The sequence below is a fragment of the Streptomyces flavovariabilis genome (genome assembly GCF_000725785.1).
Taxonomy (GTDB): Bacteria; Actinomycetota; Actinomycetes; order Streptomycetales; family Streptomycetaceae; genus Streptomyces; species Streptomyces hawaiiensis.
Map to the genome: position 1 here is coordinate 176773 of NZ_JNXD01000027.1, position 13982 is coordinate 190754.

Consider the following 13982-nt stretch of genomic DNA (forward strand, 5'->3'; position numbering starts at 1 on the left):
GTCGTGCGGTTTCACGAGACGTTCTCCTCGGTGGGGCGGACGGCCGGGCGGGTCCGGACGACCGAGCGGGTCGGCCGCAGCAGGCTGAGGACCCGTGAGGCCGCGAGCGCGCCCGAGCGCACGGCGCCTTCGCTGGCCGGCCGCAGCATCACCCAGTCGCCGGCGTACTCGACGGGCCGTGCGGCACGCGCCATGAACGGCCCGCGTCTGCGCAGGGCGTCGGGAGTCGCCTCGGGCAGACCATGGGCGAAGGCGTGCACGAAGCGGCGCCCGGCGGTGCTCTCCAGGCCGGGGACGTACCGGGCGGCAGCCCGTACGAGCCGGTCGGCCGTCTGCCGCTCCGGAGCGGTCAGCAGGTCGGGGATGCTGCGGGCGTCGGCCATCAGGGTCAGCAGCCCCTTGCCCGCAGGCGCCCGGTCCGGGTGCTTGGCGTGGTCCACGATGATCGCGGAGAGCACGTCGTCCTCCGCGTCCGGCGTCAGCAGGACGTACAGCGGCTTGCGGGACGGGGGCGCGAGCGGCCGGTCCAGCAGGCAGCTGACCTTGAGCGTGGGGGTGAAGGTGCAGGCCGACAGGAACGGAAGCTCGTCGGCGGGGGCATTGACGTGCAGCCGCGCCGCGACCGGTGCGGGCACGCAGAGGACCACCGAGCGCGCCGTGACGCTGTCGCTCCCGACTCGCAGCCGCACCAAGCCCTTCTCGGTGACGACCTCGTGCACTTGACAGCCGGTGGCCACGTCGAGTCCGTCGGCCAGCCGTCGGGCGAGCAGGTCCATGCCCTCGCGGTACGTCCGCCAGCCGGCGGCCGGGCCTACTTCCAGCAGCAGACTGAGCATCGGCGCGACGGCGGAGCGCGCCGTGTCCCAGCCGAAGAAGCTGCCGGCGACCGGCTGGAGCAGGTAGTCGTGGACATCCCTGTGGTACCGGCGCGCGAACTCCCTGACCGTCAGGGTCCCTGCTGGGGTCCGTTCGGGGTGGTCGGCGTCGAACTCCGGGCGGTGCGACCCCGTCCAGGCCAGGATCCGGGCCAGATCGAACCGGGCGCGGGGCGAGAGCCCGGCACCGGTGAGCACCGCGGAGGGGTCCGCCACACCGGTGTGGGCCCGTCCGCCGCGCCACACACCGACCGACTTTCCGATACGCGGCACGTCACCTCGCGGCACGCCCAGCCGCGACAGCAGTTCCCAGGTCGCGCGGTAGCCCTGCTCTGAGATCTGTTCGGCACCCTCGTCGATGGTGTAGCCGTCGTGCCGGAAGCTGCGCATCCTCCCGCCGACGTGCTCCTGCTGCTCGAAGACCCGCACGTCGAGGCCCGCGCGCCGCAGTTCGTGCGCGGCGGTCAGCCCGGCCATGCCCGCGCCCACCACGGCCACATCGAGATCGGGGCTCATCCGGCTGCCCCCGCACCGGCGATCAGGTTCGCCGTGATCAGCAGCACTGTGCTGACCCGGTGCGCGGGAAAGCCGAGCCTGCGGGCGCGCATGATGTCCCCTTGGCGGAAGCCGGTGAGGTACTGCCGCACCCGCAGCGCCGTGACGGGCAGCATCAGGAACACGAACCACCACGGGGCGATCCCGACGGCGGAGGCGACGGCGCCGGTCAGGAATTCCGCCGCGGAGAGCGACCCGATGAAGACGGCGTTGCCCTTCGGCGAGACCAGGCACGCCACGGTCCGACGCCCGACAGCCCGGTCCCCGGGGATGTCGTTGGTGTTGGAGTACACGCCGAACAGCAGCGGTCCGAAGCCGAACAGCACTCCTTGTACCAGCACGAATCCGGAGAAGTGGCCGGCCGCCAGCCCGTACGCCCCCATCACCAGCGCCGCGCCCAGCCCGGCGAGGAAGATCTCCTGGAAGCCGTGGTAGCTGATCTTCAGCCCGTAGGAGTACTGGACCGAGACCACGAACAGCACGACGAGAAGCACCACGGCCCAGGCAGGCCGGTGGGGGGCGGTCGACACGGCGGCGGCCCACAGGGCGGCGCCGGCCGCAGCGGTGGCCCAGCCGAAACCGAGCGCTTCGCGCAGGGTCAGGGTCCCCGCCACGAGCGGCTTGCGCAGTTTGTTGCGCAGCGGGTCGTCCGGGCCGTAGTTCGCGGCGTCGCTGCCGTCGCGATAGCCGGTCACGTCGTCGAGGGTGACCATCGCCACGATCACGCAGACCGCGCCCAGGAGGAACAGGGTGAGCGTCACGATCGTCGCGGGCTGCAGACCGGAGACGGGCAGCAGCACCGCGGACAGTGCCACGGCGACGCTCGGGTAGTAGTCGTAGACGTCGAGTTTGCCCAGCCGCGCATAGCTGCGCATCTTGCTCTCGGGACGTGCCGTTCCGGACGCGAGCGGTCCGGCCTCGGTGCGGGTCGTCATCTGCTCCGCTCCTTCGAGTGGGTTGGGTCAGCGGCTGCTGCTCACCCCGGTGTAGGCGCAGACTGTGTCCGCGATGTGCTCCACCTGGGCATCGGTGAGGCGCGGGTGGACCGGGATGGCCAGTTGGCGCCGGCTGGCGCTCTCCGCGTGCGGCCAGCTCCGGCCGGCGGGCGCGAATCGGGTGAAGGCGGCCTGGCGCGGCAGCGGAAGGGGGTAGTAGACGTGGCTCTCGACCCCTCGGTCGGCCAGATACCGCTTCAGTTCTTCCCGCTCGTCCACGAGCAGCGAGTACACGTAGAAGCAGCGGCCGTTGCGGCCCGGCGGAGGGGGCAGCACACCACGCTCGCCGAGCGGCGTGAAGCGTTCGGTGTAGTAGTCGGCGATGCGGGCCCTGCGCTCCAGCAGCTCGGGAAAGCTGGGGAGCCGGTGGAGCTGGAAGGCCGCGAGCACTTCGTCGAACCGGCTGTTGTAGCCGGTGCGCGGGTAGACGAACCGCTCGCTCTGCCCGTGGTTGCGCAACGACCGGACAGCACATCCGAGTTCGGGGTCCATGGTGACGACGGCGCCGCCCTCGCCGGCTGTCCCGAAGGTCTTGACCTGGACGAAGGAGAAGACTCCGGCCTCCCCCCAGGTCCCGGCGGGGCGACCGTCGAGCACACCGCCCTGGGCGACCGCCGAGTCCTCGACCAGACGCACTCCGTGACGCCGGGCGATCTCGCTCATGCGGGGCATGTCGGCCATCACCGAGAACATGTGCGCCGGCATGATCGCCCTGGTCCGGTCGGTGATCGCCCGTTCCACCTCGTCCGGGTCGGCCACCATCGTCCACGGGTCGACGTCCGCGAACACCGGCGTCGCCCGCAGCCCTGCCACGGTATTGGCCAGCGGAGCACAGCCGTACGCGGGTACGACGACCTCGTCGCCGGGTCCGATCCCCATGGCGTGCAGGACGAGTGTCAGCGCGGAGGTGCCGCTGGAACAGGCCACGACGTCGGCGGCGCCGAGCGAGTCGCGCAGGGTCTCCTCGAAGCGGGCGGTGTGCTCGCCGAGCAGGAATCTCTGCTCCGGTGCGGTGCCGATGTCATGGACGAGGTCCATGAGCACCTGCCGGTCGTCCTCGAAGAGGTCCGGAGGAAAGAAGGGAACCGTCACGCCGGCCCCCTCGTCGCGAAGCGGCGGACGAGGGCGCACACCTTGTCGACGTCGTCGACGCTCATGTCGGGGTAGAGCGGGAGGGCGATCGTCCGCTCACAGGCCCTCTCGGCGTGCGGGAAGTCGCCCCGCCGGTATCCCAGATGGGCGAAGCACTGCTGGAGGTGCAGCGGGACCGGGTAGTACGCCTCGGTGCCCACGCCGTGCCCGGCCAGATAAACGGCCAGTTCGTCACGCCGCTCCACCTCGACGAGGTAGACGTAGAAGACGGGGTCGGTCCGGGCGATGCGGGGCACCACGGTGGGCAACCGGAGTACGCCGGGCGTGCCGGCCATCCGTTCGGTGTAGGCGGCGGCGAGCCGGGCCCGGCGGGCGATGTCCTCGTGCAGCCGGGTCAGCTTGGCGAGGAGGACGGACGCCTGGATGTCGTCCATCTTGCTGTTGACGCCGTTGACAGTGGTCTCGTTGCTGATGCCCGGGAAGTGGGCCAGCGTCCGGCCGTAGCGCCCGTGGTGGCGCAACGCCGCTGCCGTCTCGGCGAGTTGACGGTCATCGGTCAGAATCGCGCCGGCATCGCCGATGGCCCCCAGTGTTTTGGTGGGGAAGAACGAGAGCACACCACCGGCTCCGAGCAGCCCGGCGTGTGCGCCGTCCCACCGCATCCCGATGGCCTCGGCGCTGTCCTCCACCACGGTCAGCTGGTACCGGCGGGCTAGATCGAGCAGCGGGACCATGTCGGCCATCTGGCAGAACAGGTGGACGGGCATGATCATGCGCGTGCGTGAAGTGACCACGTCGGCAGCGGACTTGGGGTCGATCGTGTAGGTGACGGGGTCGATGTCGGCGAAGACCGGACGGCCGCCGGCCAGTACGACGGAGGAGGCCGAGGCCACGAAGGTGAACGCGGGGACGATGACCTCGTCGCCGGGCTGCAGGCCGCAGGCGCGCAGCAACAGTACGAGGGCGTCGGTGCCGCTGTTCACTCCCACCGCGTAGCGTGCGCCGGTCCACCGGGCCAACGCCTCCTCGAACCGGGCGACCTGCCGGCCGTGTGAGAACTTGCCGTCGTCGAAGACTTCGGCCAGCCGGGACCTGATGTCGGGCCAGAGCGCCTCGAAGGTCCGGGCCTGTGTGAAGAAGGGCACCGGGCCCGAGGTGCCGTCTTCGGTGCCGTCCGCCATGCCGTGCCTGTCGTTCCTCTGACCTAAGGATGCGTTGTACATGTGTCCTCTCGCGACGGTGGTGGCGAACGCGGACCGGGGCGTCGGCGGGCGGCCCACGACGGCGCTCCCCCCGTGTGCCGGGGAGCGCCGGACGCAGAACCGCTTGGATCACAGGCGGTCAGAGCAGGGCGAACTCCAGCTCACCGGAGTGGTAGCGGTGTACAGCCTCGATCAGCTCCTCGACCGACAGCTGACCGTCGCCGTCCGTGTCGATCAACTTGAACGCCGTGTCCGCCGTGGATTCGTCACTGCCGATGGCACCGATCCAGCGCTGGAACTCCTGGGGGCTGACCTGTCCGTCACCATCGGTGTCGCACAGGTCGGCGATCGCGCTGATCGTCGGACGCAGCACCTGGTCGAAGCCGGCCTGCCCGCGGTCGAGCACCTGCTCCCTCGCCACGCCCTTGAACTCCTCGAAGCCCAGCGCGCCGTCGACGCCGACTCCGGCCTGGCCCGCCACGTACTCCCACATACCGAGGTACGCGTCGGCGAGGGCCCGGCCCTTCGGGGAACTCTCGTTTTCCCCGAAGGAGAGCAGGATGCGCTTTGTCTCGCCTGCCCAGTCACTGCGATCGATGGTGCCGTCGCCGTTCTTGTCCCACATGTCGAAACGGCGACGCAGTCGCTGCTCCTGTACGGAAGTGCTCACGCTTTCCCCTTTTCGTCTTTCCTTCTCGGGACCTGCAATTCACATACTTTCCGGCCCAGCCAGCACTAACCCACTCTTACGAGTGAGAAAGAATCGCGCCAGAAGGTTCTTCGCATGACCGAAACGCCTCCCTCGGGAGGATGGGACAACGCATTCAAGCCGCCCCGGACGACTGAATCCGGAGCGGCTGCGAGTACCTGTGCACGACCCTAGCGGAAGGCTATTACTCTTTGTTGTGCGTGCGCTTTCACGTGTTCGGCCGATTACTTTGCCGACTCAGCACGAGAACCATTCCAGATACGGCGATCGGGGCTACCTGGGAAATGAGCTGCCCGATCACGTCCGCGGTGTCGAAGCGTCCGAGATGCGCCGCGTGGAATATCAAGTGGGGAACCGTGAAGGCGAGGCAGCCGAAGGCTGCCGCCCGCACCAGGCGCCGCTCGGGGGACACGGCGGCCATCAGCAGGACCGCCGTCAGGCCGAGCGACAGGGCGCCCAGATCGCGCACCAGATGTTCGTTGTACGGCGGGAACTTGGTCACCCACGCGAGAGCCGGGAGCGGGAACCCGTCGTAGAAGAATCGTGGCGCGAACAGAGCCCACGCTCCGGGCACCCCCTGCCCCAGGGACAGCAGCACCAGCGCGGCGCGTACCGGGAGGAGCCTGGTCGCGGGCGCCGGACCTGCCGCATCGGCGCGTCGACCGGTTTCGCCGGACTCGCCGGGCAGGAGCCCGGACCCGGGACCCGCGGGGGCCGTCAATGTGCGGGGGCGGGGGGTCCCTCCAAGCGACCCGCACTCGGAGAGACCCCTGCCGTCGGTCGGCGACTCAGACACCCAGAAGCGGCGCGTCGAGCTCGCCCGCGTGGTACTTGCCCACGGCGGCCACGAGTTCTTCTACGGACAGTTGCCCGTTTCCGTCGGCGTCCACCTGCCTGAACACCTCGTCCGCGTCGATCCGGTCGTTGCCGATGGCGGCGAGCCACTTCCGGAACTCGTGGGGATCGACCTGCCCGTCGCCGTCGACGTCGCACAGGTCGACCATCGCGCGGATGCTGGGCCGGAGCATGTTGCTGAAGCCGACCGCTCCCTGACTCAGCATCTGGGCGTCGGCGATCTCGACGAACTGCTCGACCGACAGGTCCTGACCGGCGTCGAGGCCGGCCTGCTGCATCATGTAGTCCCACATGTGCGGGTACGCGTGCAGCAGCGCCTGGGCCTTGGGGGAGGCTTCCGGCTCACCGAAGGCCTCTACGATGCGCCGGGCCTCCGCCTCCAGGTCGCCGCGGCCGATCCGTCCGTCCCCGTTGGTGTCGTACAGCGCGAAACGCTGCCGGAGACGCTCGGTCTGGGCAGTCTTGTTGGACATCTCACTCCTCGTGTCGAAAAGCTGCGGTGAAAACCGGCTGCCTCGCACCCGAAACCATGGGAAACCGATGGATTCGCCATTTCGGAATCCCCGAGGGAGAATGGAAAAACCCGAGCACAGGTCCGGGCGATCGACCGCCCACGCCAGGCGAACATCCAATGCCTCGCTGCAAGGTACATGAGTACTAGCACCCATAGGGACCTGTCAACGGCGAGTACAACAGGCCGAAGACCGCAGAAACATTTTTTCAGCAAGGTCCGTCACCTCCGCACGGCCGATTGTTTTCGCCCGCGGGTTCGGCCACGAAACCAGAATCGGCCTCCTGGGCGGCACCGGCCGCGCCGGCTGCACACCGCGACCTCCCTCGACACGCATTTCGGCCATCTTCCCGCCCAGTGCAGAAGAGGCAAGAAGGGACATGGGCGCCTGCCATCGGATACGATGCGTCGTGGCCGCGATAACGCAACCTGCGCCCCTTTCGCCGCACTATCAGAGCAATAACTTCGCGCGCGTTTCAGGGGAAGACGGGATGGGTATGCAAAATATTTTCGAGCCGGTCCGCCAACCTGTTCCCAACCCATTCGATGCCATATTTGCGTGCGAATTCACACCTGTGTGCGACATTCGAAAAGAGCGTACAAGGGGGGTCGAGCCGTGCTGCGCACGCTGATCGTCGGCTTGGGCCGCGCGGGCCTGGGACTGCATGTGCCGGTGCTGCTGCGTGCGCGCTCCCACGTCCCCGGCACGTTTGCCGATCACCCGATCGTGGGGGCGGACCCCGGGTGCGCCCCCCGCATCGAGCAGCGGGATCTGCTGACCGTCGACTCCCTGCGCCGAGCGCGCGATCTCCTCGACCCGGCGCGTACCGTCGTCCATCTGTGCACTCCGCCCGCCGTGCGTGCCGAGGTGCTCCGCGAGGTCGCCGCGCTCGGATTCTCGCGGATCCTCATGGAGAAACCGCTGGCCGATGACCGGGACACGCTCCGGAGCGTCCTGCACCTCGCGCGTGAACACGAGCTGCGCCTGTCCGTCGTGGCGCCCTGGCTGCACAGCGCACTGACCCGGCGCCTCGTCCAAGTGGTGGGCGACCGCAGGCTCGGCGCCGTGCGTTCCGTGTCCGTCACCCAGCACAAGCCCCGGTTCCGCCGCTCCCTGGGCAGCAGCAGCCACACCTCCGCCTTCGACGTGGAGGCGCCGCACGCGATCGGCGTCCTCCTGCGGCTCCTGGGTGACGCGCGGCTGCGCTGCGCGCGCAGCACCGACCTGCGCGTGGGGACGACGACAGTGCCGCGCATGGGCGGTGCGCACCTCGAACTGCTGCATCCGGGTGGGGTCCGCAGCCAGGTGCTGTCCGACCTGTCCGCACCGGTACGTCAGCGGCGGATCGTCCTCGGTATGGAGGACGGAAGTGCCGTCGGGCACTACGCGGTCGGCCAGGACGACGACTTCGCGCAGTTGGAGATCACGCGCGGCGGCCACACCACGCGTGAGGTCATCCATGACGACTCGCTCATGGCATGTCTGAGCCATGCCTACCGCGGCTTCGCCGAGGACGACGACGGAGCCGGTGCCGACGACCTCGCCCTGCACGTACGGACGGTCGAGCTGCTCGACGAGGCGAAGCGGCTGGCGGCCGTGCCTCCCACCGCCGGCCCGTCCCCTCTCAAGGAGGCGGTCTCGTATGGGTGTTGACCTTCCGGGAACGGGCCCCCAGCGGCCCCGGTACGAGGTGACCGAAGACACCCCGAGGGGACAGGCGGCTCCCGGCATCCGTTACGCGGGTATCGGGGACGAGGCCGCGGCGGACTTGGCCGGGCAGTTGGATGCCCTGTGCCAACTCGGCTGGGGGGCGATCGAGTTGCGCAACGTCGACGGCGTTGCGATCGCCGACCTGGACGACCGGGCCTTCGACACTCTGGCCGACCGGATCGCGGCAGCCGGTCTCGACGTCGTCTGCGTCGATTCCCGGATCGCCAACTGGGGCCGCCCGATCACCGGTCGCTTCGAGGACGATGCGAGCGAGCTGCGGCAGCTGGCCCGGCGCTGCGCCACCCTCGGCACTCGGTATGTCCGGGTGATGTCCTATCCCAACGCCGGTCTGGACGAACGGGAATGGGGCAGGCGAGCGCTGGACCGGATGACCCTGCTGGCCCGGCAGGCCGAGCAGCAGGGGCTGGTGTTGCTGCACGAGAACTGCAGCGGCTGGGCCGGCAGCCGCGCCGACCGGATGCGGGAACTCCTCGACCGCGCCGGTGGTCCCGCGCTGCGGCTGCTGCTCGACATCGGCAACGGAGTGCCCTACGGCTACGACGCCCGCGCACTGCTGGACGAGATCATCGACCACGTCGCTCACGTGCACGTCAAGGACGCCCGGACCGGGCCGGACGGCCAGGTCACGTACACACTGCCGGGGGACGGTGAGTCCGGCGTGCGCTCCTGTCTCCGGGCCCTCCTCGACCACGGCTACACCGGGGCCTGGTCGATCGAACCGCACACCCACCTGCGGCCGCACCAGGACCAGGACACCACCGGCACCGAAGGAGTGGCGGCGTTCGTCCGCTACGGCCGGTCCCTGGAACGTCTCGTGCGGCAGGAGCTCCTGTCCGACCGGTCTCCCGCCGGTGGGGGACGCCATGGTTGACGTTCCGGCGCCTCCCTCCCCGGCCGGACCCGCCGCCCCCTCACCTCCCGCGGCCCTGTCGGTGCCCGCCCGCCTGACACCAGCCGATCACGACCTGCTGCTCGACCTGCTCGGTACTCCTACGGCCGGGCCCCTGGAGGCCGGCACCGATGGTCCCGGCGTGCGCCTCTGGGAGGCCGGCCGGGCCTATGCGGAGGCCGCCGCGACGCTCGGTCTGAGGGTGTTGCGCCACGCCCCGCCGGAACCGGCGGCGCTGCTCCGGGACGACGTGCCGTCGACGGTCCGGAAGGCGGCACAGGACGAGACGTTCCTGGCCTCGCAGCCCAGCCTGGTGCTGCGCCTCGGCCCCGAACTCCCCTCGCGGGACACGGTGATGTTCAACGTCCACCTGGACACGGTGGCCGGCTGGTGGCCCGCCCGCTTCGACGGCCGGCGCTTCACCGGCCGGGGAGCGATCGACGCCAAGGGCCCCGCCGTCGCCCTGCTCGCCGGCATCCGGGCCGCTCGCGCTGCCGAGCCGGCCCTGGGCAGCCGGGTCGGTGTGCTCATCCAGGCAGTCGCCGGTGAAGAAGGCGGTGCCATGGGTACGTTCGGCACCAGGCCGCTGGTGGAGGACGGATTCACGGGCGGGCTGAATCTGTTCTGCGAGCCCACCGGGCACCGCTTCCTGCCCCGTTCGACGGCGTCGATGACGGCCCTGGTCCGAGTCGAGGGCGAGGACGCCGTGGACGATCGCCCCGCGGCCGGTCACAACGCGACCGTGCTGCTGGGTCATATCAGCAGCCACCTGGCCCGTGCCCTGCCGCCGCGGATCGGCGACGGCAGGGTGTGCGTGGCCGGCCTGCACACCGGCGAACGGCACAACCGGGTCTACGGCACCGGCCGGCTGCTGCTCAACATCTCCTACGGGTCCCGGCAGGCCGGCCGAGTCGCCGAGGCAGCGGTGGAACAGGCACTGCGCGAGGCACTCACCGACTTCGCATCAGGGGCCGCCGGTATCCCCGACCTGGCCAGGACGGCCGCCGACGCGCCACGGATCACGTCCCTGCACTGGCACAAGCGCGGCCTGCCCGCGCTGGACGGCCGAGGCCGGGCGCCGTGGGCCGAAGATCTGCTTCAACGACGTGCGGGCCTGGTGCGCTGGCCCGACGAGGAGCCCGCCTTCACCTGCGACGCGATCTGGATGGCCGACCTGCCCGACCGCTACACGGCGGTCTTCGGCCCCGGCGACCTGGACACCAACCACGCGCACGCCGCCGGCGAGTACGCCGACCTGGACGACCTGGACCGGTACGCCGACGAGATCGCCCGCATTCTCGTCGCCCGAGTCCGCCACGGGCCGCCCGGCGATGGTGCCGGCGAACAATCTCACCCTCACTCAGCTGCCGCGCCCGGCGCGGCCGCGGACAGGACTCCTCTCCGATGACCTCGACGGCTACCACCACCCCCACGGCGTCGGCGGGCGCAGCCGCCCCGACCGCTGTGACACCCCGGCCCGGACCGTGCGTCGTCCCGCCCGAGGCATCCGGCAGCGACGGCGACACCGGCGTGCGGGTGCCGTACCGCGGCCTCGTCAGCTTCGTGGCCGATGTCCTACGCGTCAGAGGACTGCCCGAGCACCGCGCAGGAACCGCCGCCGAGGCACTGTGCCACGGCGACCTGACGGGCTTCACCAGTCACGGCATCACGAACCTCACCCGGCTCTACCTGCCGCTGCTCGACTCGGGCCGATGCGACCCGGGGGCGGAACCGCGGATCGTCACCGACCACGGGGCCTCGGTGCTCCTCGACGCCCGCAGGGCACTCGGGCTGTGGGCCGCCACGGAGGCGATGGACCTGGCGGTCGAGCGCGCCCGCCAATACGGCGTCGGCATGGTCTCGGTGCGGGGAGCCACACACTTCGGCTGTGCGGGCCACCATGCCCTGCGTGCGGTCCGGCACCACATGGTGGGCCTGGTCACCGCCAACTGCGGCCGCCAGCGGATCGTCCGGCCGGTCGGCGGACGGGCCCCCATGCTGGGCACGAATCCGCTCGCGCTGGCCGCCCCGGCCGGCGACCGACCGCCGTTCGTCCTGGACATGGCCACGACGGTCGCGCCCACCGGCAGGGTCCGAGCGGCCGCACGCGCCGGGCAGAGCGTGCCGGTGGGCTGGCTGCACGACGACGACGGCGAGCCGGTGACCGACCCGGCCGCCTACGACCGTGGCCAGGCCCACCTGCGCTGGCTCGGCGGCGACCCTGACAGCGGTGCCTACAAGGGCTTCGGTCTTGGCCTTCTGGTGGAGGTACTGTCCGCACTCGTCCCCGGAGCCGGAATGGGCCCACAGGAGGAGAAAGCGAAGCCGTCCGGCCCTGACGACGACATCGGCTGCCTCATGCTGGCCATCGCCCCCGGGCGCCTCAGGCCCGAGGCGGAGTTCCGCACCGACGCGGCCGCCCTGTTCGGTGCGCTCCTCGGCTGCCCGCCGGTCCGAGCGGACGAACCCGTGCGCTATCCGGGCTGGCCCGAGGACGCCCGCTCTCGCGACCGGCGCGCTCACGGCGTCCCTCTGGAGCCGGCCCTGCACCGGGAGATGCTCGATCTGGCCCGGAAAAGCGGTCTCGGCTTCCCGGCGCCTGTGCGGTCCACGGGGGCGGGGAGCCCGGCATGACGCTCCCCCGCATCGGCCTCGTCGGCCTTGGCGTCATCTCTCGCTTCTACCTGGCGGCATTCGAGCGTGCCGCGTGCGCACAGCTGGTGGCGGTGTGCGACCCCGACGAGGACCGGCTCGGCGTCGCACCGGCGCAGGTGCCGCGCTACCGCGACCATCGTGAGCTGCTGCGGGCCGCGGACCTGGACGCCGTGGTGGTCAACGTGCCCAACGACCTGCACTACCCGGTGTGCAGGGACGCGTTGGCGGCCGGACGCGCGGTGTGCGTGGAGAAGCCGCTCGCCACGCGTCCGCGGGACGGCCACCACCTCGCGCAGCTCTCCCGGCAGAGCGGCGCCGTGCTCTTCACCTCCTTCCATCGCCGCTACAACCAGGAGGTGAACGCGCTCCGCCAACGCATCGCCTCCGGCGCGCCGATCACATCGCTCACGGTGCACTACGAGGAGACGATCGAGGAACACGCGGGTCGGGACCGCTGGTATCTCGATCCGGAGCGCTGTGGGGGCGGCTGCGTCGCCGACAACGGGCCCAACGCGTTCGATCTCGTCCGCCTGTTCCTCGGCGATGTCCGGGTGACCGAGGCCACCGTGCACCGCGATGCGCGGGGGGTCGACCGGCAGGCGCAGGTGCTGCTGGCAGCCCCGTCCGGCGCGGCGGCCCGGGTGGTGCTCGACTGGTCCTGTCCCGGCGAGCGCAAGACGGTGGAGGTGCGACTCGCCGACGGGACCTTGGACCGGGCCGACATGCTCGCCGGCCATCCGGAGTTCAAGGGCTCCCTGTGGCACGAATACGTGGGTGTACTGCGGGACTTCACCGACGTCCTGTCCGGCCGCCGCCCGAACCGCCCCGACGGCCTGGCCGCCCTGGAGCTGGTGGCCGCCACGTACGCGTGCGAAGGCCTCGCTCGCCCCCAACCCCGACAGGAGGTACGCCACCCGTGACCCCCGGAGAGGACGGTGCCAAACGTGCCGTGTACGGGCAGCTGGTGAAGGTCCTCACCCACCGGCGTGACGACCGGGGGATGACCCTGGAGGGGTTCGCAAGCCGGTGCGTCCGTCGTGGGGAGGTGCATGAGCTGGTGACCACCGACCACACGGAGACCGCCGCCGGCGCCCGGATCGACCGAGTCGGATTCCTGGGCTTCGTGGAGATCGGATGCGCCGGAGTCATCGACCGGGGCGACGAGGTCTGGGCCGACGGGGACCTGGTGGGGACGGTCCTGGGATTCGACGCCTGCCATTTCCCGAACCACTACAACATCCTCGTCTCGGTGCCCGAACCGCTCACCGGCCCGCAGCTCGGTCTCGCCCCCGAAGTCGAGGTCAGGTTCGGGCGGCGCGTTCAGGTGCCGCACCTGCTTCGGAAGCAACCCGATCCCGCGCGACTGACGCCGGCCGACCGATCACCAGGAGCACCCGTGAACCCACGTATCGCCCTCGCAGAGCTGGAGCCCGCTGCCTATCAGGCCATGCTGGGCTTGGAGCAGTACCTCTCGTCCAGTTCGCTACCGGCGCCGCTACGCGAGTTGGTCAAGCTGCGGGCCAGTCAGCTCAACGGTTGCGCGTTCTGTGTACACCTGCACAGTGGCCGTGCCAGGAACGGCGGAGAAGCAGACGAACGACTGTTCGCCCTCGTGGCCTGGCGCGAGTCCCCCTTCTTCAGCAAGGCCGAACGTGCCGCGCTCGCCCTGACCGACGCCGCCACCCGCCTCGACGCGGAGGGAGTACCCGACGACGTGTGGAACGAAGCCGCCGCCCACTACGACGATCGGCAACTGGCGGCGCTCGTCATGACGGTCGCCACCGTCAACGCCTGGAATCGGATCGGCGTCAGCACCCGCATGGTGGCCGGCCCACAGCGCCCTGACGGAGACGGCCGCTGAACAACCGGATGAGGTCGTCACCCAGAACCTCGACATCCAGCGGCAACCGGT

13 protein-coding genes are annotated in these 13982 nt (G+C 70.5%); 6 read left to right on the forward strand and 7 right to left on the reverse strand.

All coding sequences use genetic code 11. The annotated features are described in order from the left end of the window. Positions 1-11: 11 nt before the first annotated feature. From IO24_RS0135190 to IO24_RS0135220, 7 genes are all read right to left on the reverse strand, one after another. Complete coding sequence (locus IO24_RS0135190) at positions 12-1391, reverse strand: protoporphyrinogen/coproporphyrinogen oxidase (protein ID WP_031143092.1); 1380 nt, start codon at positions 1389-1391, stop codon at positions 12-14. Further along, positions 1388-2365: a UbiA family prenyltransferase gene (locus IO24_RS0135195; protein WP_031143094.1), complete on the reverse strand. Its 978-nt coding sequence runs from the start codon at positions 2363-2365 to the stop codon at positions 1388-1390. Before IO24_RS0135195 ends, IO24_RS0135190 begins: the two co-directional genes overlap by 4 nt. A gap of 27 nt (positions 2366-2392) precedes the next feature. Further along, on the reverse strand, positions 2393-3517 hold the full coding sequence (locus IO24_RS0135200) for a DegT/DnrJ/EryC1/StrS family aminotransferase (RefSeq protein WP_031143096.1): 1125 nt from the start codon (positions 3515-3517) through the stop codon (positions 2393-2395). After that, positions 3514-4698 (reverse strand): DegT/DnrJ/EryC1/StrS family aminotransferase, encoded by a 1185-nt coding sequence (locus tag IO24_RS0135205; RefSeq protein ID WP_037669254.1) that lies wholly within the window; start codon positions 4696-4698, stop codon positions 3514-3516. Before IO24_RS0135205 ends, IO24_RS0135200 begins: the two co-directional genes overlap by 4 nt. Positions 4699-4858: 160 nt before the next feature. Further along, positions 4859-5389, reverse strand: a complete 531-nt coding sequence (locus tag IO24_RS0135210; RefSeq protein ID WP_031143100.1) for an EF-hand domain-containing protein — start codon at positions 5387-5389, stop codon at positions 4859-4861. 247 nt (positions 5390-5636) lie between these two features. Next, positions 5637-5930 carry a hypothetical protein gene (locus tag IO24_RS0135215; protein ID WP_157851308.1) on the reverse strand — a complete coding sequence of 98 codons (294 nt, stop codon included), beginning with the start codon at positions 5928-5930 and terminating at the stop codon, positions 5637-5639. Positions 5931-6216: 286 nt separating this feature from the next. Further along, positions 6217-6756: an EF-hand domain-containing protein gene (locus tag IO24_RS0135220; RefSeq protein ID WP_031143104.1), complete on the reverse strand. Its 540-nt coding sequence runs from the start codon at positions 6754-6756 to the stop codon at positions 6217-6219. 654 nt (positions 6757-7410) lie between these two features. Between IO24_RS0135220 and IO24_RS0135225 the strand changes: the two genes are divergently transcribed. Genes IO24_RS0135225 through IO24_RS46835 form a run of 6 tightly spaced genes read left to right on the forward strand, consistent with a single transcriptional unit; the run spans position 7411 to position 13931 of the window. Further along, positions 7411-8448 carry a Gfo/Idh/MocA family protein gene (locus IO24_RS0135225; RefSeq protein ID WP_031143106.1) on the forward strand — a complete coding sequence of 346 codons (1038 nt, stop codon included), beginning with the start codon at positions 7411-7413 and terminating at the stop codon, positions 8446-8448. Continuing rightward, a complete protein-coding gene (locus IO24_RS0135230; RefSeq protein WP_031143108.1) occupies positions 8438-9397 on the forward strand; it encodes a sugar phosphate isomerase/epimerase family protein in 960 nt (319 codons plus the stop codon). The genes IO24_RS0135225 and IO24_RS0135230 overlap by 11 nt, the downstream gene beginning before the upstream one ends. After that, positions 9390-10823, forward strand: coding sequence for a M20/M25/M40 family metallo-hydrolase (locus IO24_RS0135235; RefSeq protein WP_234335347.1), 1434 nt, complete (start codon positions 9390-9392; stop codon positions 10821-10823). The genes IO24_RS0135230 and IO24_RS0135235 overlap by 8 nt, the downstream gene beginning before the upstream one ends. After that, complete coding sequence (locus IO24_RS0135240; RefSeq protein WP_031143112.1) at positions 10820-12049, forward strand: Ldh family oxidoreductase; 1230 nt, start codon at positions 10820-10822, stop codon at positions 12047-12049. Before IO24_RS0135235 ends, IO24_RS0135240 begins: the two co-directional genes overlap by 4 nt. Continuing rightward, on the forward strand, positions 12046-12990 hold the full coding sequence (locus tag IO24_RS0135245) for a Gfo/Idh/MocA family protein (RefSeq protein WP_031143115.1): 945 nt from the start codon (positions 12046-12048) through the stop codon (positions 12988-12990). Before IO24_RS0135240 ends, IO24_RS0135245 begins: the two co-directional genes overlap by 4 nt. After that, positions 12987-13931 carry a carboxymuconolactone decarboxylase family protein gene (locus IO24_RS46835; protein ID WP_234335346.1) on the forward strand — a complete coding sequence of 315 codons (945 nt, stop codon included), beginning with the start codon at positions 12987-12989 and terminating at the stop codon, positions 13929-13931. The genes IO24_RS0135245 and IO24_RS46835 overlap by 4 nt, the downstream gene beginning before the upstream one ends. Positions 13932-13982: the final 51 nt, after the last annotated feature.

Coding starts and splice junctions, on each gene's coding strand:
- IO24_RS0135190 (WP_031143092.1), bottom strand. CDS start 1,391: ATGAGCCCCGATCTCGATGTGGCCGTGGTGGGCGCGGGCATGGCCGGG.
- IO24_RS0135195 (WP_031143094.1), bottom strand. CDS start 2,365: ATGACGACCCGCACCGAGGCCGGACCGCTCGCGTCCGGAACGGCACGT.
- IO24_RS0135205 (WP_037669254.1), bottom strand. CDS start 4,698: ATGGCGGACGGCACCGAAGACGGCACCTCGGGCCCGGTGCCCTTCTTC.
- IO24_RS0135220 (WP_031143104.1), bottom strand. CDS start 6,756: ATGTCCAACAAGACTGCCCAGACCGAGCGTCTCCGGCAGCGTTTCGCG.
- IO24_RS0135230 (WP_031143108.1), top strand. CDS start 8,438: ATGGGTGTTGACCTTCCGGGAACGGGCCCCCAGCGGCCCCGGTACGAG.
- IO24_RS0135235 (WP_234335347.1), top strand. CDS start 9,390: ATGGTTGACGTTCCGGCGCCTCCCTCCCCGGCCGGACCCGCCGCCCCC.
- IO24_RS0135240 (WP_031143112.1), top strand. CDS start 10,820: ATGACCTCGACGGCTACCACCACCCCCACGGCGTCGGCGGGCGCAGCC.
- IO24_RS0135245 (WP_031143115.1), top strand. CDS start 12,046: ATGACGCTCCCCCGCATCGGCCTCGTCGGCCTTGGCGTCATCTCTCGC.